The organism is Methylocystis sp. JAN1 (assembly GCF_052186135.1).
Classification (GTDB): domain Bacteria; phylum Pseudomonadota; class Alphaproteobacteria; order Rhizobiales; family Beijerinckiaceae; genus Methylocystis.
Window position 1 is genome coordinate 2187520 of the sequence record NZ_CP181499.1, and the last position, 21466, is coordinate 2208985.

Genomic DNA, 21466 nt, shown 5'->3' on the forward strand with positions numbered 1-21466 from the left:
CGGTCAGTCTTCCAGCGCCGCGAGCGCCTGGCTGCCGGAGACATTCTCCTCCGGCTTCCAGACGTGGAAGTTCGCCACGGCGCAAAGCGCTTCCTCCAGCGCCCGGTGATAGGCCTCGCGGGAAATCTCGATCGCGCCGAGCGAGGAGAGATGCGAGGTCATGAATTGCGTGTCGAGGAGCTGGAACCCGCCAGCGCGCAACCGCGCCACCAAATGGACGAGCGCGACCTTCGACGCATCGCGCTCGCGATGGAACATGCTCTCGCCGAAAAACGCGCCGCGTAGCGCCACGCCGTAAAGCCCGCCGACAAGCCGGCCCTCGCGCCAGCACTCGACCGTGTGGGCGAAGCCCATGTCGAAAAGCTCGCGGTAGAGACGGCGAATCTCGCCGTTGATCCATGTTTTTTCGCGGTCGGGCGCGGGCGCGGCGCAGGCCTCGATTACCGCGTCGAAATCCCGGTCGACGACGACCTCGAAGCGATCCGAGCGCACCGTTTTGGCCAGCGAACGCGAGACGATGAGAGTGTCGAGAGGAAAAATCGCCCGCTTCTCGGGGTCGACCCAGAAGAGCTGGTCGTCCTCGGCGCTTTCCGCCATCGGAAAGAGGCCGATCGAATAGGCGCGCAGCAGGAGCTGCGGCGTGATGGCGTAGGGCGCGCCTGGTCGGGACATGCTAGACAGTTTAGCGTTTCCTCGCGCGCGCGCCAGTGTCTCTCGGGAACCGGGCGATCGGGGCGAGAGCGCCGGGCGATCAGGCAGGGGCTAGGGCATGCGAGCCTGAAGGCTCGCGGTCCAGCGGCGGCTTTTTGGACCGCGCGCCTTCCGGCGCGCAGGCCTCAGAAACCCGGCTCGATGCCGCCGGTCGCAAGGAAATGCTCGAGCCAATGAATGTCGTAGACGCCGTTCTGGACATCCGAGTTGCGCACAAGCGTGCGGAACAGCGGGAGCGTCGTGTCGATGCCGTCAACGATGAATTCGTCGAGGGAGCGGCGCAGGCGCATCAGCGCCTCGGTCCGGTTGCGGCCATGCACGATCAGCTTGCCGATGAGCGAGTCGTAGTTCGGCGGGATGGCGTAGCCCTGATAGACCGCTGAATCGACGCGCACGCCGACGCCGCCCGGCGGATGGTAATAGGCGATGCGGCCCGGCGAGGGGCGGAAAGTCAAGGGATGTTCCGCATTCACCCGGCACTCGATCGCGTGGCCGTAAAACTGAATGTCGTCCTGTTTCATCGACAGCGGCGAACCCGCGGCGACGCGGATTTGCTCGCAGACGAGGTCGACGCCCGTGATCGATTCCGTCACCGGATGCTCGACCTGGATGCGGGTGTTCATTTCGATGAAATAGAACTCGCCGTTCTCGTAAAGGAATTCGATGGTGCCAGCGCCCGCATATTGCAACTCGCGCATCGCCCTGGCGCAGACTTCGCCGATCTCCCGGCGCTGCGTATCGTTGAGCGCGGGGGAGGGGCTTTCCTCGAAAACTTTCTGATGGCGGCGTTGCAGCGAACAGTCGCGCTCGCCGAGATGAACCGCTTCGCCCTTTCCGTCGCCGAAGACCTGAACTTCGATATGACGCGGCTTCTCCAGGAACTTCTCGATATAGACGGTGTCGTCGCCGAAGGCCGCCTTCGCCTCCGTGCGCGCCGTGGCCATCGCCACCCCAAGATCATGCGTGTCGCGCGCGACCTTCATACCGCGGCCGCCGCCGCCGGAAGCCGCCTTCACCAGCACCGGGAAGCCGATTTTCTGCGCGACCTTCAGCGCCTCTTTCTCGCTGAGCACAGGGCCGTCGGAACCCGGGACACAGGGGATGCCCAGGCGCCTGGCGGTGGCCTTCGCCTCGATCTTGTCGCCCATCAGCCGGATGTGCTCCGACTTCGGACCGATGAAGGTGATGTTGTGCTCTTCGAGAATTTCCGCGAAGCGCGCATTCTCCGAAAGGAATCCATAGCCGGGATGCACCGCGTCGGCCCCGGTGATCTCGCATGCGGAGAGCAGCGACGGAATGTTGAGATAGGAGTCACGCGCCGCCGGGGGGCCAATGCAGACCGACTCGTCCGCAAGCTTGACGTGCATGGCGTCGGCGTCGGCGGTCGAATGAACCGCAACGGTCGCGATGCCGAGTTCTTTCGCCGCGCGGAGAATGCGAAGCGCGATTTCGCCGCGGTTGGCGATGAGAATTTTATCGAACATTCGCGAACCTTATTCGATCACGAGAAGCGGTTCGCCATATTCGACCGGCTGTCCGTCTTCGACAATGATGGCCGTCACCACGCCGGACTTCGGCGCGACGATGTCGTTGAAGGTTTTCATCGCTTCGATCAGCAGCAGCTTGTCGCCGGCCGAGACCCGCGAGCCGATCTCGATGAAGGGCTTGGCGTCGGGGTTCGGACGCAGATAGGCCGTGCCGACCATGGGGGATTTCACCGCGCCGGGATGGTCCGCGAGCGATTCCTCGGCATCGGGGACTGGCGCGGGTTTCGGCGCGGCGGCGGCCGCCGGGGCGGGCGCGGCGGCGACCGGGACGTGGGCGGGCGCATAAGCCTGCGGGACCTGCGGCGCGGCGATCGTTACAGTCGCGGGGACGGAGACCGGCGCCGGCGTTCGGGCGGCGCGGATGCGCAGATCGCCTTTTTCGACTTCGAATTCGGTCAGGTCGCTCTCGGCGACGAGCTCGGCGATGGTGCGCAGCAGCGCCGGGTCGATCAGCGGCGTCGGCGCGATCGGCGCGGGGCGGGCGGCGGCGGGAGCGGCGGCCGGTTTACGGCCGCGCGCGGCTTTCGAGGGCGTTTGAGCTTTGCGCGCCATGTTTCCCAGGTCTTTCTCAGATGTTTTCGAGAATGGCCTCGAGGGCCAGATAATATGAAAGCGGGCCGAAGCCCAGGATCACGCCCCGCGCCGCCGGGGAGATGTAGGAGCGGTGACGGAAGCTCTCCCGCGCGTGGACGTTGGAGAGATGCACCTCGATCACCTCCGCCTTGGCGCCCTTCATCGCGTCATGAATCGCGATCGACGTGTGCGTGTAGGCGCCGGCGTTGAGAATGACCGGCGCGCCGGCTTCTCCCGCCTCCTGGATCCAGGTGACGAGATCGCCTTCGCTGTTCGACTGCCGGAAGACGAGCGAAACCCCGCGCGCCTTGCAGCGCTCTTCGAGTTTCTCGCGGATGTCGTCGAGGGTCGCGGTCCCGTAGACCGCGGGCTCCCGCTTGCCGAGGAGGTTGAGATTGGGACCGTTGAGCACGTATACGACAGGCATTGCGGTCCCGAACGATCCAAATATTCCCAAAGGCGCGGCGCGTTCTCTCTTAGCCTCATTGCAGCCGCAAAGGAAGCCCGCCGGCGTCGGCCGCGCATCCTGCGGGATCGCAGGAAACGCGTTCCAGCTCCTCGATTTAACGCAGAATTTGCGCGCCGCTCAGCAGCTCGCCTTTCCGCATTTGCGCATATTGTCGACCTTCGCCTTGAGCTGGACGTAGGGAATGCCGCCTACGATGGCCTCCTTGCCGATGACCCAGGACGGCGTGCCGTCGAATTTGAGCTGTTCGGCGAGCGTCGCCACTTCCTTCAAGGCGGCCTGCGTTTCGGCGCTGCCGGCGTCCTTTTCGAGACGGTCCACGTCGGCGCCGACCTCCTTCGCCGCGGCCAGCGCCTGCGCCTTGCCGATATGGCCTCGCGTCGAAAGAAGCTTCTTGTGGAAATCCCAGAATTTGGCCGGAGAAAGCTGCATGCGCGCCGCCGTCGCGATATGAGCGGTTTCGACGGAGTCGGGCCCCAGAACAGGGAAATCCTTGAGCACGACCCGCAGCTTGGGATCGCCCTCGATCAGCTTTGTGACGGAGGCGAGCGACTGTTTGCAGTAACCGCAATTGTAGTCGAAGAATTCGACCAGCGTCACGTCGCCGTCCGGATTCCCGACGACGGCCTGATTCGCGGAGTGAACGATCTTCTCGCCCTGCTCCACGACGGCCTTCTCGCGCGAGGCGAGCTCAGCGGCTTCCTCGCGCTTCTTGAGTTCGTCGATCGCTTCGCGGATCACTTCCGGATTGGTGATCAGATAGTCGTGAACGATCTTCTGAATGCCGGCTTTCTGCTGGTCGGTGAAGGCGTCGCCGGCCGCGTTTGACGGCGTCGCGGCGATGGACGCGCTGAAAAGAGCGCATGCGAGCGCTAGGCTGCGCCACGACACGAGGGCGGCCGGTGAAAGGGAGCGGCGCATCTTGTTCTCCTTCATGCGCAGGGCTTTGAGCTGAGGGGCTTTTAACAGACGCGCGCGGCTGTGTCATGGACGGCCGCGCACCGGGGACGCCGACCGATCAGCGCATATACGTGCCGCCATAGCCGCCAGAATAGGAGCCGCCGCTTCCATTCCGGACGCCGTCATTCACCAGCACCGAGCCGAGGCCGTAATTGAAGCGCGCTTCGCCGAGCGTGCGGAAGCTGAGCGTCACCATGACGGACTGGTTGCGCGCCGGCAGGCCCGTATAGGATTGCGGCTGGTAGATCTGCGAGTAATTGATCGACAGCGTGGTGCACTCGTCATGATAGCCGACGCCGGCGCCGAGCGCCGCGACGGAGAAGAGCGGCGCGGTGCCGATGAGGTTGACGCCGGTATAGGTTGTGTAGAGCGTCGGCTGCTGCGTGAGGCTGTTGTAAAGGTAACGGCTCATGTCGAAAGTGACCGTGCCGTTCAGGAAGTAGTTCTTTGTAATGTCGTAGCGGCCGGTCGCGGAAAGGCCCTGCCGGCGCACGTCGAAGCCGATCGCCGGCTGTGACGCGTAATTGGCGTATTGCAGTTGCAGAGTCACCGGATCGAAGTTGAATGTGGAGAACAGGTCGATGCGCTTCGCGTTCAGATAGGTGTTGTCGAAGCGTCCTTTGGCGACGAAGCTCATAAAGGCGTTCGGCGCGAAGGCGAAACGGCCCACAAGGTCGGACACGCGCGAATTCAGGCCAGAATTCAAACCGACATTGGCTGCGTCGGCCTGCGCGTAGGAGTTCGCGCCGGCGATCTGCGAGGACTGGCCGACCATGGCGTTGACAAAACCGCCGTTGGACAGGGACAGCGTCGCCTGTCCGCCATAGTTCAGGCGCGTGCCCGTCTCGAAACGGTCGTAGCCGGAGAACTTGCTCCACTCGAACAGCGTCGAATCGTCAAAGACGAGGCTCTGCGCGTCCATATTGACGAGCGAGGGGATCGACGTCTGGTTCGGGCGCGCGACAAGCTGTGCGATCGGCTCGAAGACGATGTTGCCGATCGGGCTGCGCGCGAGGATCGGATAGCGCCACTCGGCGCCGAAGCCCGGAGTCGCCTGGCCGCGGAAACGCTGGTCCTGGCCGTTGAAGAACAGGCCCTGGTTTCCGTTCGGGATCGGTTGCCAGAAGTTGTTATAGGCTGGATAGACGCCCTCGCGATCGTAATCGAGATAGCTGCCGACGAAGCGTGCGAAGGCGAAGGCCGTCCAGACGCCCCCGACAGGGTCGATGACCTTGCGCTTCCAGTTTCCGCTGAGCGTCGCGTGCTCATAGGCGCCGCCGACGCCGCGCAGCAGGCACTGGCTGCGCTGGGGAACCACGTCCGGCGCGTAAATCTGGCAGACATTGTAGAGACCGTAGAGACGGTCGAGCGTGCGTGGATTGATCGACTCGTAATTCGCGATGTCCGCCGAGGTGCTGGTGACGTTGGCGTCGACCTCGATCTGGCCGCCAATCCCACCGGTCTTGGCGGGATCGACGTCGAAGACGCGATTATAGTCGGCCACAGGATGAACCACGGGCTGTTGCGCCTGGATGTCGTTGGGCGAGAGGCCCTGGAAGTAGTAGCCGCGCAGGTCGAAATAGCTGCGCGGGCCCTGTCCCGTCAGATAGATGGTCGAGGACGACTCACGGAAAAAGTAGTTTTGCAGGAGGTAGTTGTACTGCTTGTAATCCTGCAGGAAGTAGCGGTCGGAGAGCGCCGTGATGTCCCAGCCGAACTTCCAGCGGTCGTTGAGCGCGAATTCGCCCAGGGAGTGAAGGGCGCCGCGCCATTCACGGTCGCGCGCGCCGAGCGGCGGCGGCGCGAAGGCCCCCGGATTGCCGACATGCGTGCCCTCGGCGCGGATCGAGAAGCCGCCATTCTCGAAGCGCTTGCGGAACTCGGCCGTCAGGAACGGTCCCTGGCTCGTGAAAATGGCGGGCGTGACCGTCAGGTCGGAATCCGGCGAAATAGCCCAGAAATAGGGCACGCCGAAGCCGGCGCCGAGCTGCGAGCGATAGGTGAAGACGGGGGTCAGGAAGCCCGATTTGCGCTTCACTGTCGGGTCCGCCGACGACCAGAAGGGAACATAGGCGATCGGCGCGCCGAGGAGCTCCAGGGTCGCGTCTTCGTAATAGATCGTCTTTTCCACATTGTCGTGGATGATGCGCTTCGCCTTCAGCACCCAGGTGCGCGGTTTGGACGGGTCGTCCTTACAGGCCTCGCAGGCCGTATAGGCGCCCATGTCGAATGTGGTCTCGTCTCCGGCGCGCTCGGCGCGCGCGGCGCTCATATGGGTGTTTTGCGGCGTGTCGACCTGCAGGCTCTCGATGAAGCCGGCCTTGAAGTCGTCGGTCAGGTCGAAGCGTTCGGCGCGCGCGATCGTGCCGTCCGTCTCGGTCAGCTTCGCGTGGCCTTCCGCATAGACGCGCGAGGTATTGCGGTCATAGACGACGCGATCCGCCTCCAGCAGGCGTCCCTTGTAGAGGATCTGCACCTGGCCGCGGGCCGTGACGGTGTTCTTCTTCTCGTCATAGACCATTTCCCTGGCCTCGACGACCATGCGCTCGCCGGCGCCCGGAGGAGGCGCGGCCCGGGCCGGCATGGCGAACAGCGCCGATCCGCCGGAGATGGCGGCGACCGTCGAGAAGAGGGCCGAAAGGCTGCGGAGGCGGCGACGCATCAACCGTCCTCCGAATAAAGCAAAGTAAGCGTGCCCAACATGCTCCCGACAAGCGCAGGCGACCAAGCGGCTACGAGGGGAGAGATCAATCCAGCGCCGCCGAGATCAGAGAGGACTTTGGTGACTATGTAAAGCACGAAGCCTGCCACGACGCCACCGGAAAGGGTTTTCGCGACGCCGCCAAATCGAAAGAACCTTAATGAGAAACTAGCGGCGACGAGAACCATGGCGACGAGAAGTAGCGGACGCGCCAGGAGGCTCTGGAATTGCAACCTGTAGCCGGTCGCGTCGAGTCCCGCCTCCGCCGTGCGCGCGGTCATCTCCGGCAAGTCCCAGAAGGGCGTGCCTTCCGGCGGGGAGGTCGCGGCGGCGGCCTGCTCGGGCGTGATGTCGGTTGCGAGCATATAGGCGCTCACCTGACGCGCCGGCTCGCCCGGCGCGCTGACCGTCGCATCCTTCAAGACCCAGACGCCCGGCTCGAGATGCGCCTTGCTGGCCTCGACGCGCTCCACGAAGCCGCCATCGGCCGAATAGATGTTGACGCTCACGCCCGTCAGGTCGACGCCGGCGTTCGCCGTCTCCAGGGCGTGGATGACGGCGAGCCCGTCGACCCCGTGCTGGCGCAGCCAGACGCCGTGGTCAATTCGGATGCTGCCGGGACGTCCGAAAATCTCCAGCTCCATCTGCTCGGAGCGCTGCTTCATCTCGGCGGAGAGCGGATTGTAGATCGTCACCGACACGATCCCGATTACGAGCGCTGTGAGCGCCGGCGGCGCGATGAACTGCCAGACGGACATGCCGGCGGCGCGCGCTACGATCAATTCGAGCTTGCGGGTGAGGTCGACGAAGGTCGCCATGGAGCCGAAGAGCACGGCGAAGGGCAAAATCATCTCCGCGGCGGCGGGCACCTTCATGGCGGTCATGAGCGCGACCGCTCCGGCGCCGGCCGCCGGATTGTCGCTCGAGCGCCGGAGCATCTCGACGAAGATGACGACGAACATGAGGCAGAAAATCGTGAAGAAGATCGCGAGGATCGTCTTCATGAAGCGCATGGCGAAGTAGCGGGTGATCGTCACGCCGATCATGCGCGCGCTCCGGCGCGGGAAGCCGGACGGACAGGCGCGGGCGTTCGCGTCATCGTCGTCATCGCCGCCCGGTTCGCCCCTCTTTGATTTGAATCCCCAAGCGCCTTCTTAGGCGTTCGTTAACGATCGCTAGACCCTTCCGGGCGCCTAGGCAAGCGGCGGCCGGCCTCCCTCGGCGGCGCCAACGCATTCATTTTGCGAACGTTGCCTTTCCGCAACGGCGCCAGTTTTCGCTCGGATCGCGGCGTTTTGGGGGCGCGATTTGACCCGCGCCCTTGGCCGGGATATTGCGCGCCCAATGTTCCTTTAGCGCGGCCACTCAACGCCCGGCGCAACCCTTTAGCGAGGCTCGCTCATGTCTCTCAACGCGAAATTCGAGGTTCTGTCCTTCGACGAGGCGGAGGCCGCCCTGGGCGCCCCCGAGGAGGCGGGCCGCCCGCGCACCCTCGTCGTCTTCGCGGGGACGGACGTCGCGTTCGGGGACCGCGCCAAGGCGGCGCTGAAGGACGCCAAGGCTCAGATCGAGCGGGCGGCGAGCGCGGTCAAGTTCAAGGGAAAATCCGGCTCCTCTCTCGAGATTCTCGCCCCCCTCGGCGTCCCCGCGAGCCGGCTGCTCGTCGTGGGCGTGGGCGCCGGCGCCGCTGACGATGGAGACAAGCCGGCCAGGTTCGAGGATTATCTGGCTCTTGGCGGCCAGGTTGCGGCCAAGCTCGGCGCGGGGGCTTCCGCGGTGGTCCTCTTCGATCTGCCGGAAGCGCCGGCCGAACCGGCGACGGCGGCCGCGCAATTCGCCCTCGGCGGCTGGCTGCGCGCCTATAGGTTCGACCAGTATAAAAGCAAGAAGAAGGAAGAGGATAAGGATGGTCCTGTCGAGGTCCAGCTTGGCGTCGCCGACGCCGAGAGCGCCAAGGCGCAAGCCGCCGAGGCCGCCCATACGGCGGAGGCCGTGATTCTCGCCCGCACGCTCGTCAATGAGCCGGCCAATGTGCTGTCCCCGACGGAATTCGCCCGCCGGGCTTCGGAGCTGATGAAGCTCGGCGTGGAAGTCGAGATCCTCGACGAGAAGGCCATGGCCGAACTCGGGATGCGCGCGCTGCTCGGCGTGGGGCAGGGCTCCGAGAATGAAAGCCGCCTCGTCGTGCTGCGCTGGAACGGCGGCGCGGCCAATGCGGCTCCCGTCGCCTTCGTGGGCAAGGGCGTCGTGTTCGACACCGGCGGCATCTCGATCAAGCCTGCCGCCGGCATGGAGGATATGAAGGGCGACATGGGCGGCGCCGCAGCCGTCACCGGCGCCCTCTACGCCATCGCCGCCCGCAAGGCGAAGGCGAATGTCGTCGGCGTCCTCGGCATTGTCGAGAATATGCCCGACGGCAAGGCCCAGCGCCCCGGCGACATTGTGAAATCCATGTCCGGCCAGACGATCGAGGTCATCAACACGGACGCCGAAGGCCGGCTCGTGCTCGCCGACGCGCTCACCTACGTTATCGAGAAGCACAAGCCCGCCGCGATCGTCGACCTCGCGACGCTCACCGGCGCGATCCTCGTCGCGCTCGGCCAGGAATATGCGGGCCTGTTCTCCAATAATGACGAGCTTGCCGATCGTCTCGCCAAGGCGGGAACGGCGACGGGCGAGAAGCTCTGGCGCTTCCCGATGGGCCCCGTCTACGACAAGCTGATCGACTCGAAATTCGCCGACATGAAGAATACGGGCGGGCGCCACGCCGGCTCGATCACCGCCGCGCAATTTCTCCAGCGATTCGTCGGCAAGACGCCATGGGCGCATCTCGACATCGCCGGAACGGGAATGGGGTCGCCCGCGAGCGATATCAACCAGAGTTGGGGCTCCGGCTTCGGCGTGCGGCTGCTCGACCGGCTGGTGAAGGATTATTACGAGGGATAGTCGCTCCCGCGCCATCGTCGGACGCCAGGAGCCTCCGGAGGCGCGGGGAGGCCTCCGGGTTCGTTCGCGCGCCGTGACTCGCGCTGTCTTCGCCTTCATCCGCCTTCCGCGCGGCTCAGCCGAAGCAGCTGTTTTTCATTTGAAAACCTTTCGCCCTGTCCCATCTGACGGCCGTGTGTGACCAAAAGGGAATGCGCGCATTCCCTTGTCGCCGCAAGCGACACTGCGAAAGGACCTCCCCATGGCTACCACCCTCGCCGGTCGGACGTGGAGCAACGCCGACACGCTCGCCAAGATCTTTGGCGTCATCTTCATCGTCGCCGGGATATTGGGCTTCATCCCCAACCCGCTCATCTCCTACCGCGGCCTCTTCGAGGTCAACACCTTCCACAACATCATCCACATCGTCTCGGGCGGCATCCTGCTCGCAAGCCCCTATTACAATGCGCCCGCGATCACGCTTCGGGTCTTCGGCGTCATCTACGCCATCGTCACGATCCTGGGCTTCATCTCGGTGGATTCGCTGAATTCGATGGGCATGATGACCAATAACGCCGACAACTGGCTCCATCTCATCCTCGCGATCGCTCTGCTATGGGCGGGCTTCGCCATGCCGGCCGAGGAGCGCGTGACGACGGCGCATATGTGAGGTCGATCGAGCGCCGCAGCTTCGCGCTGCGGCGTCTCCGCGCCCCTTTCGGAGGCCCTGCATGACGGCGCTGCCGCAGGATGTGAAATCGGCTATTCTGGACGCGCTGCGGGAGAGCGGGGTCGACATCTCGCGCGTTCTTGTCGAGCTCCACGGCGATGAGGTCGTCGTGAAGGGCGACGTGAACACTGAAGAAGAGAAATCCGCCGCGATGCGAGCGGTCGAGCGCCTGACGCGCCGCGCGAAGATGCGGTGCGAGGTCGCCGTGTCGCTCGTCTACCACGCGGACAAGGACGCGGTTTACGAGGCGAGCGTCGAATCCTTCCCGGCGAGCGACCCGCCCAGTTGGACCCCCGGCGAAACCTGAAGGCTTGCGCGACGCCGCCGAATTGGCCATCAAAGGCCCCGCCGCCGGTTGCGAGGGCCTATGGTCGAAATCTCCTTCTACCACCATCAGACTCGCAAAATCGAGGACACGCTGCCGAAGCTGCTCGAGGTCTCCCTCGGCCGCGGCTGGCGCGCTATCGTCCAGGCGGCGAGCCCGCAGCGCCTCGACGCGCTCGATCGGCATTTATGGGCCTACAAGGCGGAGAGCTTCCTGCCGCATGGGACCGCCCGAGACGCCTCGCCCGGGACGCAGCCCATCTATCTGACCTGCGCTGACGACAATCCCAACGAGGCCGACGTGCGCTTCTTCGTCGAGGGCGCTCATATCGCGCCGATCCTGTCTGGCGCCGCCGCGCCCAGGGCGCGCGCGGTGCTGCTCTTCGACGGCGAGAATTCCGGCGAACTCGCAAACGCGCGCGCACAATGGAAGGAGCTGCGCGACGCCGGTCAGAAGCTCGTCTATCAGCAGCAGGACGAGAGCGGCCGCTGGATCGAGAAGGCGCGCGAACCCAGGGCGAAGGCATGACGGATCCCGATTTCGCCGAGAGACGCGCTCGCGCGCGTGAAAGGCTCGACGCCATTGATCCGCACAAGCGCGAGGGCTGCGTCGACGCCGATCCGCACCGGCGGAGATGGTTCGAGGCGGTTTACGAACTTGCGGGAGACGATCCGGCCGGCGTGCCCTGGGCCGGTCTCGCGCCGCATCCCGTGCTGGCGCAGTGGCTCGAAGGCCGTTCGCTGGCGGGCTTCCGCGCGCTCGACGTGGGCTGTGGACTCGGCGACAACGCCGAGGCGCTCGCCCGCGTCGGCGCGCGCGTCACGGCTTTCGATCTCGTGCCGCGCGCGGTGGAATGGGCGCAGCGACGTTTTTCCGAAAGCGCGGTCGCCTATCGCGCCGCCGATCTCTTTCATGCCCCGCCCGAATGGCGCGGGGCTTTCGATCTCGTGCATGAGCTCTACACGCTGCAGGCCTTGCCGGAGTCTTTGCTCGCCGATGCGGCGCGCGCGCTCGCGTCTTTCGTCGCGCCGGGCGGCATGCTGCTCGTGATTACGCGCGCACGCGATGCGGCGCAGGACGTCGCCGGGCCGCCCTGGCCCCTGACGCGCGCGCAGATCGATGCGCTTGCGGTCGACGGGCTGTGGCTTGCCTCGCTCGAAGACATTCCCGCGACCGAGACGGTGACGCGCCATTGGCGCGCGGAATTCCGCCGCGAGGGCGGCCAGTGAGCCCGCCGCTTCTCTCCGTCGCCGACCTGACGAAAGCCTATGGCGGCGCCGTTGCGCTCGATGGCGTGTCGATCGAGGTCGGAGCCGGCGAATTCTTTGCGCTGCTCGGCCCGTCCGGCTGCGGCAAGACCACGCTCATGCGCTGCATTGCGGGCTTCGAGACGCCCGACGGCGGCAAGCTCACGCTCAAAGGCGAAGACCTTGCGGGCGTGCCGCCTCATCGGCGTCCCGTGAACATGATGTTCCAGAGCTACGCGCTCTTTCCGCATCTCAACGTCTTTGAGAACGTCGCTTTTGGCCTGCGCCGGAAGGGCGAGAAGGAAGACGCGATACGCGCGCGCGTGAGCGAATTGCTGGAGATGACCCAACTTGCGCCCTTGGGCGCGCGGCGCATCAACGAGCTCTCGGGCGGCCAGCGCCAGCGCGTCGCGCTGGCCCGAGCGCTCGCACCGCGACCCTCGCTGCTGCTGCTCGACGAGCCGCTCGGCGCGCTCGACCGCAAGCTGCGCGAGGAAACCCAGTTTCAGCTCAAGGAAATCCAGCGCGAGACGCGGACGAGCTTCATCATCGTCACTCACGATCAGGATGAGGCGCTGGCGCTCGCTGACCGCATCGCCGTGATGCGTGCGGGCAGGGTGGAGCAGATCGCCTCGCCGATCGATATCTATGAGAGGCCGGCGACGCGTTTCGTCGCGGGCTTCGTCGGCGAGACGAATTTCATCGACGGCGTGATCGCGCGTGACGGCGGCGCGGCTTTGGCGACATCCTTCGGCCGCCTTCCGCGCGCGGAATGCGCGCTTCCCGAGGGCGCGCGCGCGACGCTGAGCGTGCGGCCGGAACGCATCGACATTTCTCGCCAGGGGGAGGGGATTGCCGGCCGCGTCGAGGATTTCGTTTTTCGCGGCGAATATACGCTGCTGCGCGTGCGCGTCGCGCCGGACGTCGTGCTGCGCGTTGGCGCCTATGACGGCCGCTTCACGATCGGCGATGCGGTGAAGCTGACAATCGCGCCGGATGCAGGCGTGTTGTTTGCGGGGGAGGCATGAGGCCGCCGACGCGACGGAGCGTGGATGGCCGCGATGAGCGCGGCCATGACGCGGGGAAGAGAGCGGCTCCCGCGCCTTTGTCCATCAAGACGCGCGTTTCACGCGCTCCTCGGGATGAGCGCGCTTTTCCGAGATCGTGCGGATGAAGAGCCGCCGCCTCTCCCCCGGCCAACGGCTGACGCTCGCGATTCCATACGTCTGGATCGCCGCCTTCTTCCTCGCGCCGATGCTGCTCGTCGCGAAAATCTCGCTGTCGCAATCGGTGCTGGCGCGCCCGCCTTACGAGCCGCGCTTCCATTGGGGCGACTCGCTCGCGGAAGTATGGGCCAAGGCGCAGACGCTCACTTTCGACAATTACCGCGCGCTCGTTGCAGACAATCTCTATTTCGACGCCTATGTCTCCTCGCTGTGGATCGCGGCGGTCGCGACGGTCGCAACGCTCCTCGTCGCCTATCCCTTCGCGCTCGCCATGGCGCGCAGCCCGCGGCAATGGCGACCCTTTCTGATCGGCATGGCGGCCGCGCCGTTCTGGACGAGCTTTCTCATCCGCGTCTACGCCTGGATCGCGCTCCTGAAGGACGAGGGCCTCATCAACAATGCGCTGATGGCGCTGGGGCTCATCCATGCGCCGCTCGAAATGTTCGCGACCACCGGCGCGGTCATTGTCGGCATCGTCTATTCCTATCTGCCCTTCATGCTGCTGCCGATCTATGCGGCGCTCGACGGCCAGGACCCGAGCCTGCGCGAAGCGGCGGCCGATCTGGGCGCCTCGCCGCCGGAGATCTTTTGGCGGGTGACGCTGCCGCTGTCCCGCGACGGCGTCGTCGCGGGCGCGCTGCTCGTCTTCATTCCGGCGGTGGGCGAATTCGTCATTCCCGATCTTCTCGGCGGCTCGGACACGCTGATGATCGGCCGCACTCTGTGGAACGACTTCTTCGCCAATCACGACTGGCCCGCCGCCTCCGCTGCGGCGATTGCGCTTGTGAGCATTCTTCTCGTTCCGCTCCTCCTTTGGGAGCGCGCGCGCCTTCGCGAAGAGGAGGGGCGCCGGTGAGCCGTTCCTCCAATGCCGCGCGCATCGCCATGCTCGTCGCGGGCTTCGTCTTCCTTTACGCGCCCATCGTCATTCTCGCGGCGATGAGCTTCAACGCGTCGCGCCTCGTTTCGGTCTGGGGCGGCTTCTCGACCAAGTGGTACGCCGCGCTCTTCGAAAACGAGCTGCTGATGGCTTCGGCGAAGATCAGCCTGGCTGCGGCCGCGATCTCGGCCACGATCGCGACTTTTCTCGGCCTCCTCGCGGCGATCGCGCTCGCCCGCTTCGGCGCCTTTCGCTCGCGCATGCTGTTTTTCGGCGCCGTTCACGCGCCGCTGGTTCTGCCCGAGGTGGTGCTGGGCCTTGCGCTCCTGTCCTGCTTCGTGGCGCTCGGGATCGGCCGCGGCTTCGCGACTCTCGTCATCGGCCATGTGACCCTCACAATGTGCTTCACCACGATCGCGCTTCTCGCGGCGTTGCGCGGCTGCGATCCCGCGCTGGAGGAAGCTGCGATGGATCTGGGCGCGACGCCGCGCCAGGCTTTCGTCCTCGTCGCGCTGCCGCAGATCGCGCCGGCCATGGCGAGCGCCTTTCTGCTCGCTTTCACGCTGTCGCTCGACGATCTCGTCATTGCGAGCTTCGCAACTGGACCGGGCGCCACGACGTTGCCGATGCGAATTTATTCACAGGTGCGGCTCGGCGTCTCGCCGCAGATCAACGCCATCTCGACCCTGCTGCTCGGCCTTGTCGCGCTGGCGCTGGGGAGCTCCGCGCTGGTCATGCTGGCTGGCAAGCGTCGGGGATTGTGAAAGGCCTGCGACGCGCCACATAGGCGTCATGGCCTCCCGCTGGTTCGCGTCTCTCCCAAATCTCATCACGATTGGAAGACTGGTGCTGACGCCGGCCGTCATCGGCATGGGGATCGACGGACGTTGGGGCGCGGCCTTCCTCGTCTTCCTCGTCGCGGGCGTCTCGGACGCGCTCGACGGCTGGCTCGCCAAAACCTACCATTTGCAGTCCGAACTCGGCGCGGTGCTCGATCCGCTGGCGGACAAGGCGCTGATCATCTCGATCTATGTCCTGCTCGCCAGCGCCGGGATTTTGCCTCCCTGGCTGACGATCCTCGTCGTTTCCCGGGACGCGCTGATCGTCGGCGGCGTTCTCGTCGCGTGGTTTCTCGCGCGGCCCGTCAAGGTCAGGCCGCACATTTCCTCGAAAATCACAACCGCCGCCCAGCTCGGACTTGCCGGATTCGCGCTGGCCGGCGAGGCGTACGGCTTCCGGCTCGAAGCTCTGGAAAGCCTTCTCGCGGGCGGCGTCGCCGCATTGACCGTGACTTCCGCAAGCGTCTATCTGTGGCTCTGGGTCCAGCATATGAGGCCTTGAGCATATGGCGAAGCAGAAGCTGCCGGCGTCCCCCCGCGCGCAGGGGGCGCGTAAGCCCGCAAATTTGTCTTCGGCCGTGGTCACGCCGGCCGACGTCCAGGAATCCGAGCCGGTGCAGGTCGTCGCCGTGAAATGGGCGGGGCTGAGCCTTGAGCGCCAACTGGCGCTGTGGGGGATCACGCTCTTCGTGCTGACGGGGATCCTCTACGTTCTGAGCCCGGTTCTCGCGCCCTTCGTCGCGGGCACGGCGCTCGGCTATCTGCTCGATCCCGTGGCCGACCGGTTGCAAAAGCTCGGCTGCTCGCGTCTCGGCGCGGCGCTGATCCTGCTGTCGCTTTTCCTCGCCGTCGTAGTGACGGGGCTGGTCATCCTGCTCCCGATCCTGACTCACCAGCTCGCGGGCTTTCTGACCGCTCTGCCAGGCTACCTGCAGACGCTGCACGGCCTCGTGACGGAATGGAGCGCCCATTTCACCAGCGAGTATCTCAAGGAGTTCCTTGAGAAATACGGTCTTGGCGGCGCCGGAGCGAGCCTCAATCTCGACGTCGAGAAATATTTCAACGATCTCGCCAGCCAGGGCGCCGCGCTCGCCGGCGATTTCCTGAAATCGCTCGTCTGGCGCGGCTATGCGCTTATCAACGTGATTTCGCTCATTGTCATCACGCCGGTCGTAGCCTTCTACATGTTGCTCGACTGGGACCATATGGTGGAGATCATCGACGACCTGGTTCCGCCGCGCCATCGCGAGGACGTACGGATGCTGGCGCGCGATATCGACCGCGCGCTTGCGGGCTTCGTGCGCGGGCAGTCCCTTGTCTGTCTGTTTCTGGGCGTCTGGTACGCCGTCGGCCTGTCGGCCATCGGCCTCAATTTCGGCTTCCTGATCGGCGTGATTGCGGGCTTCCTCAGCTTCATCCCCTATGTCGGCTCGATCACGGCCTTCGTCCTTTCCATCATCATCGCCATCGTGCAGGCCTGGCCGCATATCAACCTGCCGGTGGAGGCCATCGCCATCGTGTCGACGGGCCTGGTGATGGACGGCTATGTGCTGTCGCCGCGCCTCGTCGGCGCCTCGGTCGGCCTGCACCCGGTGTGGATCATGTTCGCGCTTCTCGCTTTTGGCGCGCTCTTCGGCTTTACCGGGCTCATCGTCGCCGTGCCGGCGGCCGCAGCGCTCGGCGCCCTCATGCGCTTCCTCGCCCACCGCTATCGCGCGAGCGCGCTCTATCGCGAGTCGCCCTATGCGCGCGACCGGGCGTGAGCCGGCATGGGGGAGGGGAAACCGGCGCAGTTGCCGCTGGAGCTGCCGTTGGAGCCGCGTTTGGGGCGCGGCGATTTCCTTGCGGCTCCGTCCAATGAGGCGGCGCTGGCCATGGTCGAGCGCTGGCCCGATTGGCATGACCGAATCCTGCTGCTGATCGGGCCGCCGGGAAGCGGCAAGAGCCATCTGCTCTCGATTTTCGCCGACCGGGCCTCGGCCTTGCGCATCGACGGAGCCAATCTGCCGTCGCTCGACGCGCTCAACGCCGCCGCGCCCGGAGCCGTCGCCATCGACGACCTGGACGGCCTTTTGGACGAGACGGCGCTTTTTCACCTGTTGAATTTCGCCGTGGAGCACCGGGTCTTCGTGCTCATGACGGCCAGAAAACAGCCGACCGCCGTCGAGGTGCGGCTGCCGGACCTTCTGTCACGCCTGCGTCGCGCGCCTGTGATGGAGATCGGCGCGCCGGACGACGATCTCATGTTGGCGGTGCTGGACAAGCTGTTCCGCGACCGGCAACTCCGCGTCGAGGCGCCCGCATTGGCCTATGCGGCCCTGCGACTCGAACGCTCGCTCGACGCCGCGCGCGCTTTTGTCGCGGCCCTGGACCGGGAGGCGCTCATACGGCGGCGCCCGGTCACGCGCGCCTTGGCGGCGCAGGTCATGGAGCGTTTCGCGGCGTCCGGGTCCGTCGCGGAAGATTAACCGGCGGGCGTTTTCTCTCTGCCTCCGCCGACGCATTGTGGCATGATGTTGCAAAACGGGAAGACGGCATGACGACGGCCAATATGCGAGCGAAGACCGAACGCGGCGCGATGCAGATCGACGCCGTCGCGATCGAGGTGATGGACCCGGCGGACGAAATTCTGGAGCATCCGGACGAATTGGCGATTTCGCCGCGACGCTTCATCAATCGCGAACTTTCCTGGCTCGAGTTCAATCGCCGCGTTCTGGAGGAAGCTTCCAACAAGAACCATCCGCTGCTTGAGCAATTGCGGTTCCTCTCGATCTCCGCGAACAATCTTGACGAATTCTTCATGGTGCGCGTCGCTGGGCTGCGCGGGCAGATTCGCTCGGGGCTGACCGCGGTCTCGCAGGACGGGCTGACCCCGTCCGAGCAGCTCGCCAAGATCAACGAACGCGTGGTGCTTCTCACCAACGAACAGCTGCGTCGCTGGCGGGAGCTGCGCCGCGACATCCAGGAAGTCGGCATCGTCATCGTTGAGCCCGGAGACCTTTCCAAGGCCGACCGCGAGTGGCTCGAGGATCACTTCCTTAACAAGATCTTCCCCGTCCTGACGCCGCTCGCGGTGGATCCGGCTCATCCTTTTCCTTTCATCCCGAATCTCGGTTTCACGCTGGCGCTGGAGCTGGTGCGCCCCGGCGACCGCAAGACCCTTCAGGCGCTCGTGCGCCTGCCGCCCAAGATCGAGCGCTTCGTGCAACTGCCCAATCCCGGCGGGACGCGTGAGCGCTTCATGCTGCTCGAAACGCTGATCGCCATGAACGCGCAGCGCCTCTTTCCCGGCTATTTGCTGCGCGGGCAGGGGCTCTTCCGCGTCATCCGCGACAGCGATCTCGAAGTCGAGGAAGAAGCGGAAGATCTCGTGCTCTTCTTCGAAACCGCGTTGAAGCGCCGGCGTCGCGGCTCCGTCATCCGTCTTGAAGTCGCGTCCGACATGCCCGACAGTTTGCGCGCGCTCGTCGCTGAGGAGCTCGAAGTCGATCATAGTGAAATCTTCCAGATCGAGGGGATGCTCGCCCTCAATGATCTCTCCGAGCTGGTGGCGCTCGAACGGCCGGATTTGAAGTTCAAGCCCTATAATCCGCGCTTCCCCGAACGCGTGCGCGACAATGGCGGCGACTGTTTCCTCGCCATCAAGCAGAAGGACCTCGCGGTTCATCACCCCTATGAGTCCTTCGACGTGGTCGTGCAGTTCCTGCAACAGGCCGCGCGCGACCCGAACGTCATCGCCATCAAGCAGACGCTTTATCGCACCTCGAACAACAGCCCCATCGTGCGCGCGCTGGTCGAAGCGGCGGAGGCGGGCAAGTCCGTGACGGCGCTCGTCGAGCTGAAGGCGCGCTTCGACGAAGAGGCCAATATTCGCTGGGCGCGCGATCTGGAGCGCGCCGGCGCGCAGGTCGTCTTCGGCTTCATCGAGCTCAAGACGCATGGCAAGCTGTCCATGGTCGTGCGCCGGGAAGGCTCCGGTCTCGCCACGTACTGCCATATCGGCACGGGCAATTATCATCCCGTGACCGCGCGCATCTACACGGATATTTCGGTCTTCACGGCCGATCCGGTGATTGGCCGCGACGTGTCGCGCATCTTCAATTATATCACCGGCTACGCCGAGCCCGCGGGGCTCGAACGCATGGCGGTGTCGCCGATCTCGCTGAAGAAAAGGCTGCTCGAACATATCGAGCAGGAGATCGAATTCGTGAAGGCGGGCAAGCCCGGCTCAATCTGGGTGAAATGCAACGCGCTCGTCGATCCCGAGATCATCGACGCCTTCTATGTGGCCTCGAAGGCCGGCGTGCAGATCGATTGCGTCGTGCGCGGCATTTGCTGCCTGCGGCCGGGCGTGCCGGGACTTTCAGAAAACATTCGCGTGAAGTCGATCGTCGGGCGCTTCCTCGAACACGCGCGCGTCTATGCTTTTGGCGGCGGGCATACGCTCCCGCATCCGCGCGCGCATGTCTACATTTCGTCCGCCGATCTCATGCCGCGCAATCTCGACCGCCGCGTCGAAACGCTCTTGCCCATCATCAATCCGACGGTGCATCAGCAATTGCTCGACCAGATCATGATGGCGAATCTCATTGACAATGAGCAGAGCTATCGCGTGCTTCCGGACGGGTCTTCGCAGCGCATCGCCCCCGCCGAGGGCGAGGAGCACTTCAATGCGCACAAATATTTCATGACGCATCCGAGCCTTTCGGGTCGGGGCAAGTCGCTCAAGGACTGGCGCCCGCGCTCTCTGTTGAAACGCAAGCAAGATGCTTAAACGGTTCCTGCGTCCGCAGCGGGTCGAACAGCCGGCGCCGAGTTCGGCCAGGCCCGTCGCCATCGTCGACATCGGCTCCAACTCCGTGCGTCTCGTCGCTTATCAGGGACTCTCCCGCGCGCCCACGCCCATCTTCAACGAGAAGGCCATGTGCGGCCTCGGCAAAGGCGTCGTGACGACGGGGCGGTTGCCGACGGACGGCGTCGAGAAGGCGCTCAAAGCGCTCAAGCGCTATCGCGCTTTATGCGAAACCATGGGCGTGCTCGACATAGAGGTGATCGCCACGGCCGCCGCGCGCGACGCGGAGAACGGCCAGGCTTTTCTCGACGCCGCGCGCGCCGCCATCGGACGCGACATTGTTCTTCTGTCGGGCAAACGCGAGGCGGAGCTGTCGGCGCTCGGGGTCGTCTCGGCCGTGCATGAGCCCAATGGCGTCGTCGGCGACCTCGGCGGCGGCTCGCTCGAGCTCATCGACGTGAAGGGCGACCAGCTCGGCAAAGGCGTGACGCTGCCGCTCGGCGGCCTCGCGCTGATGGACGCCTCCAAAAAATCCCCACGCGAGGCGACGCGCATCGCCCGCAAGGCGATCGCCGGCGCCAATCCGCTGGAACATCTAAAGGGGCGCACCTTCTACGCCGTGGGCGGCACCTGGCGCTCGCTCGCCAAGCTTCATATGCGTCAGCGCAATTATCCGCTGGGCGTGATGCACAATTACCGCATCCAGACCAACGAGGCCGCAGATTTCGCGGCGCTTGTGGAGCATGTCGACAGCGCGGCGATCGAGGATATAGAGAGCGTTTCCGCCGCGCGCCGGCCGCTGCTCGCCTATGGCGCGATCGTGCTGGACGAGATCATCCGCCGCGCCAAGCCGCGCGAGATCGTGATCTCCGCCGCCGGCGTGCGCGAGGGCCTTCTGTTCGAGCGCCTGTCCGAGGCCGAGCGGAAGGTGGACCCGCTGCTCGCCGCCTCGCGCGAGCTGGAGACGCTTTTTTCTCGGGCGCCAGGCTATGGCGACGAACTGATCGTCTGGACGGACGCTTTCCTGGCGTCGACCGAGATCGACGAGACGCCCGAGGAGAAACGCCTGCGCCACGCGGCTTGCCTCCTTTCCGACATCGCGTGGCGCGCGCATCCGGAATATCGCTCGCAGCGTGCGCTGAATATCGTCACGCACGGTCCTTTCGTCTCGGTCGATCATCCGGGGCGCGCCTTTCTTTCGCTCGCCATCGTCATGCGCCACGAAGGGCCGGAGGGCGGCGAGGGGATGGGCGCGGTGCGCGGCCTGCTGACGACGCGCCTTTTCGTGCGGGCGCGCCTGCTCGGCGCCGCCATGCGCGCGGCCTATGTGCTTGCGGCATCCATGCCTGGGATCCTGCCACGCACGAGCCTGCTCGTTCGCGGCGGCATTCTCGTCTTGTCGCTTCCCGCCGATTACGCCGATCTCGCGAGCGACCGCGTGCTCAACCGCCTCAAGGCCGTCGGCCGGCTGGTGGGCGTCGATGCGCAGATCCGGATCGAAGGTTAGTGCGCTTTCCCCTCATGTGAGCAATCAGAGATCTGGC

20 protein-coding genes are annotated in these 21466 nt (G+C 65.3%); 13 read left to right on the forward strand and 7 right to left on the reverse strand.

Features of this window, described 5'->3' with window-relative positions; translation table 11 throughout:
- Window positions 1–3 precede the first annotated feature (3 nt).
- From aat to lptG, 7 genes are all read right to left on the reverse strand, one after another.
- The gene (aat, locus tag ACNHKD_RS10330; RefSeq protein WP_442753401.1) at window positions 4–672 is read right to left on the reverse strand and encodes a leucyl/phenylalanyl-tRNA--protein transferase; all 669 of its coding nucleotides are present in this window, start codon (window positions 670–672) and stop codon (window positions 4–6) included.
- A 164-nt stretch (window positions 673–836) separates the two neighbouring features.
- Complete coding sequence (accC, locus tag ACNHKD_RS10335) at window positions 837–2195, reverse strand: acetyl-CoA carboxylase biotin carboxylase subunit (protein WP_442753402.1); 1359 nt, start codon at window positions 2193–2195, stop codon at window positions 837–839.
- A gap of 9 nt (window positions 2196–2204) precedes the next feature.
- On the reverse strand, window positions 2205–2726 hold the full coding sequence (gene accB, locus ACNHKD_RS10340; protein WP_442756882.1) for an acetyl-CoA carboxylase biotin carboxyl carrier protein: 522 nt from the start codon (window positions 2724–2726) through the stop codon (window positions 2205–2207).
- 100 nt (window positions 2727–2826) lie between these two features.
- Window positions 2827–3258: a type II 3-dehydroquinate dehydratase gene (aroQ, locus tag ACNHKD_RS10345; protein WP_442753404.1), complete on the reverse strand. Its 432-nt coding sequence runs from the start codon at window positions 3256–3258 to the stop codon at window positions 2827–2829.
- Between the two features lie 159 nt (window positions 3259–3417).
- On the reverse strand, window positions 3418–4218 hold the full coding sequence (locus tag ACNHKD_RS10350; RefSeq protein ID WP_442753405.1) for a DsbA family protein: 801 nt from the start codon (window positions 4216–4218) through the stop codon (window positions 3418–3420).
- A 97-nt stretch (window positions 4219–4315) separates the two neighbouring features.
- Entirely contained in the window at window positions 4316–6919 is a 2604-nt protein-coding gene (locus ACNHKD_RS10355; protein ID WP_442753406.1) for an LPS-assembly protein LptD, read from the reverse strand.
- Entirely contained in the window at window positions 6919–8004 is a 1086-nt protein-coding gene (gene lptG, locus ACNHKD_RS10360; RefSeq protein ID WP_442753407.1) for an LPS export ABC transporter permease LptG, read from the reverse strand. Before lptG ends, ACNHKD_RS10355 begins: the two co-directional genes overlap by 1 nt.
- A gap of 355 nt (window positions 8005–8359) precedes the next feature.
- On the opposite strand from lptG, the gene ACNHKD_RS10365 reads away from it, so the two are divergent.
- From ACNHKD_RS10365 to ppx, 13 genes are all read left to right on the forward strand, one after another.
- Window positions 8360–9904 (forward strand): leucyl aminopeptidase, encoded by a 1545-nt coding sequence (locus ACNHKD_RS10365; protein ID WP_442753408.1) that lies wholly within the window; start codon window positions 8360–8362, stop codon window positions 9902–9904.
- A 241-nt stretch (window positions 9905–10145) separates the two neighbouring features.
- Window positions 10146–10553, forward strand: coding sequence for a DUF4383 domain-containing protein (locus ACNHKD_RS10370; RefSeq protein WP_442753409.1), 408 nt, complete (start codon window positions 10146–10148; stop codon window positions 10551–10553).
- A 61-nt stretch (window positions 10554–10614) separates the two neighbouring features.
- A complete protein-coding gene (locus tag ACNHKD_RS10375) occupies window positions 10615–10920 on the forward strand; it encodes a BON domain-containing protein (RefSeq protein WP_442753410.1) in 306 nt (101 codons plus the stop codon).
- A 60-nt stretch (window positions 10921–10980) separates the two neighbouring features.
- On the forward strand, window positions 10981–11466 hold the full coding sequence (locus ACNHKD_RS10380; RefSeq protein ID WP_442753411.1) for a DNA polymerase III subunit chi: 486 nt from the start codon (window positions 10981–10983) through the stop codon (window positions 11464–11466).
- Window positions 11463–12167, forward strand: coding sequence for a class I SAM-dependent methyltransferase (locus ACNHKD_RS10385; RefSeq protein WP_442753412.1), 705 nt, complete (start codon window positions 11463–11465; stop codon window positions 12165–12167). The genes ACNHKD_RS10380 and ACNHKD_RS10385 overlap by 4 nt, the downstream gene beginning before the upstream one ends.
- Window positions 12164–13213 carry an ABC transporter ATP-binding protein gene (locus ACNHKD_RS10390; protein WP_442753413.1) on the forward strand — a complete coding sequence of 350 codons (1050 nt, stop codon included), beginning with the start codon at window positions 12164–12166 and terminating at the stop codon, window positions 13211–13213. Before ACNHKD_RS10385 ends, ACNHKD_RS10390 begins: the two co-directional genes overlap by 4 nt.
- A 142-nt stretch (window positions 13214–13355) precedes the next feature.
- Window positions 13356–14267 (forward strand): ABC transporter permease, encoded by a 912-nt coding sequence (locus ACNHKD_RS10395; RefSeq protein WP_442753414.1) that lies wholly within the window; start codon window positions 13356–13358, stop codon window positions 14265–14267.
- Window positions 14268–14296: 29 nt separating this feature from the next.
- The gene (locus ACNHKD_RS10400) at window positions 14297–15055 is read left to right on the forward strand and encodes an ABC transporter permease (RefSeq protein ID WP_442756883.1); all 759 of its coding nucleotides are present in this window, start codon (window positions 14297–14299) and stop codon (window positions 15053–15055) included.
- A 28-nt stretch (window positions 15056–15083) separates the two neighbouring features.
- A complete protein-coding gene (locus ACNHKD_RS10405) occupies window positions 15084–15632 on the forward strand; it encodes a CDP-alcohol phosphatidyltransferase family protein (protein ID WP_442753415.1) in 549 nt (182 codons plus the stop codon).
- A gap of 4 nt (window positions 15633–15636) precedes the next feature.
- Window positions 15637–16893 (forward strand): AI-2E family transporter, encoded by a 1257-nt coding sequence (locus ACNHKD_RS10410; RefSeq protein ID WP_442753416.1) that lies wholly within the window; start codon window positions 15637–15639, stop codon window positions 16891–16893.
- Between the two features lie 6 nt (window positions 16894–16899).
- Complete coding sequence (locus tag ACNHKD_RS10415) at window positions 16900–17598, forward strand: hypothetical protein (RefSeq protein WP_442753417.1); 699 nt, start codon at window positions 16900–16902, stop codon at window positions 17596–17598.
- 83 nt (window positions 17599–17681) lie between these two features.
- A complete protein-coding gene (locus tag ACNHKD_RS10420; RefSeq protein ID WP_442756884.1) occupies window positions 17682–19904 on the forward strand; it encodes an RNA degradosome polyphosphate kinase in 2223 nt (740 codons plus the stop codon).
- Window positions 19897–21429 (forward strand): exopolyphosphatase, encoded by a 1533-nt coding sequence (gene ppx / locus ACNHKD_RS10425; protein WP_442753418.1) that lies wholly within the window; start codon window positions 19897–19899, stop codon window positions 21427–21429. The genes ACNHKD_RS10420 and ppx overlap by 8 nt, the downstream gene beginning before the upstream one ends.
- The last annotated feature ends 37 nt before the right edge of the window (window positions 21430–21466 follow it).

Excerpts from the sequence above, each read along its gene's own strand:
- ACNHKD_RS10370 (WP_442753409.1), top strand. The coding sequence starts at position 10,146 with ATGGCTACCACCCTCGCCGGTCGGACGTGGAGCAACGCCGACACGCTC.
- ACNHKD_RS10415 (WP_442753417.1), top strand. The coding sequence starts at position 16,900 with ATGGGGGAGGGGAAACCGGCGCAGTTGCCGCTGGAGCTGCCGTTGGAG.
- ACNHKD_RS10395 (WP_442753414.1), top strand. The coding sequence starts at position 13,356 with ATGAAGAGCCGCCGCCTCTCCCCCGGCCAACGGCTGACGCTCGCGATT.
- ACNHKD_RS10355 (WP_442753406.1), bottom strand. The coding sequence starts at position 6,919 with ATGCGTCGCCGCCTCCGCAGCCTTTCGGCCCTCTTCTCGACGGTCGCC.
- ACNHKD_RS10405 (WP_442753415.1), top strand. The coding sequence starts at position 15,084 with ATGGCCTCCCGCTGGTTCGCGTCTCTCCCAAATCTCATCACGATTGGA.
- ACNHKD_RS10365 (WP_442753408.1), top strand. The coding sequence starts at position 8,360 with ATGTCTCTCAACGCGAAATTCGAGGTTCTGTCCTTCGACGAGGCGGAG.
- ACNHKD_RS10375 (WP_442753410.1), top strand. The coding sequence starts at position 10,615 with ATGACGGCGCTGCCGCAGGATGTGAAATCGGCTATTCTGGACGCGCTG.
- ACNHKD_RS10380 (WP_442753411.1), top strand. The coding sequence starts at position 10,981 with ATGGTCGAAATCTCCTTCTACCACCATCAGACTCGCAAAATCGAGGAC.
- accC (WP_442753402.1), bottom strand. The coding sequence starts at position 2,195 with ATGTTCGATAAAATTCTCATCGCCAACCGCGGCGAAATCGCGCTTCGC.
- aroQ (WP_442753404.1), bottom strand. The coding sequence starts at position 3,258 with ATGCCTGTCGTATACGTGCTCAACGGTCCCAATCTCAACCTCCTCGGC.
- ACNHKD_RS10420 (WP_442756884.1), top strand. The coding sequence starts at position 17,682 with ATGCGAGCGAAGACCGAACGCGGCGCGATGCAGATCGACGCCGTCGCG.
- aat (WP_442753401.1), bottom strand. The coding sequence starts at position 672 with ATGTCCCGACCAGGCGCGCCCTACGCCATCACGCCGCAGCTCCTGCTG.
- ACNHKD_RS10410 (WP_442753416.1), top strand. The coding sequence starts at position 15,637 with ATGGCGAAGCAGAAGCTGCCGGCGTCCCCCCGCGCGCAGGGGGCGCGT.
- ACNHKD_RS10400 (WP_442756883.1), top strand. The coding sequence starts at position 14,297 with ATGCTCGTCGCGGGCTTCGTCTTCCTTTACGCGCCCATCGTCATTCTC.
- lptG (WP_442753407.1), bottom strand. The coding sequence starts at position 8,004 with ATGATCGGCGTGACGATCACCCGCTACTTCGCCATGCGCTTCATGAAG.
- ACNHKD_RS10350 (WP_442753405.1), bottom strand. The coding sequence starts at position 4,218 with ATGCGCCGCTCCCTTTCACCGGCCGCCCTCGTGTCGTGGCGCAGCCTA.
- ACNHKD_RS10385 (WP_442753412.1), top strand. The coding sequence starts at position 11,463 with ATGACGGATCCCGATTTCGCCGAGAGACGCGCTCGCGCGCGTGAAAGG.
- ppx (WP_442753418.1), top strand. The coding sequence starts at position 19,897 with ATGCTTAAACGGTTCCTGCGTCCGCAGCGGGTCGAACAGCCGGCGCCG.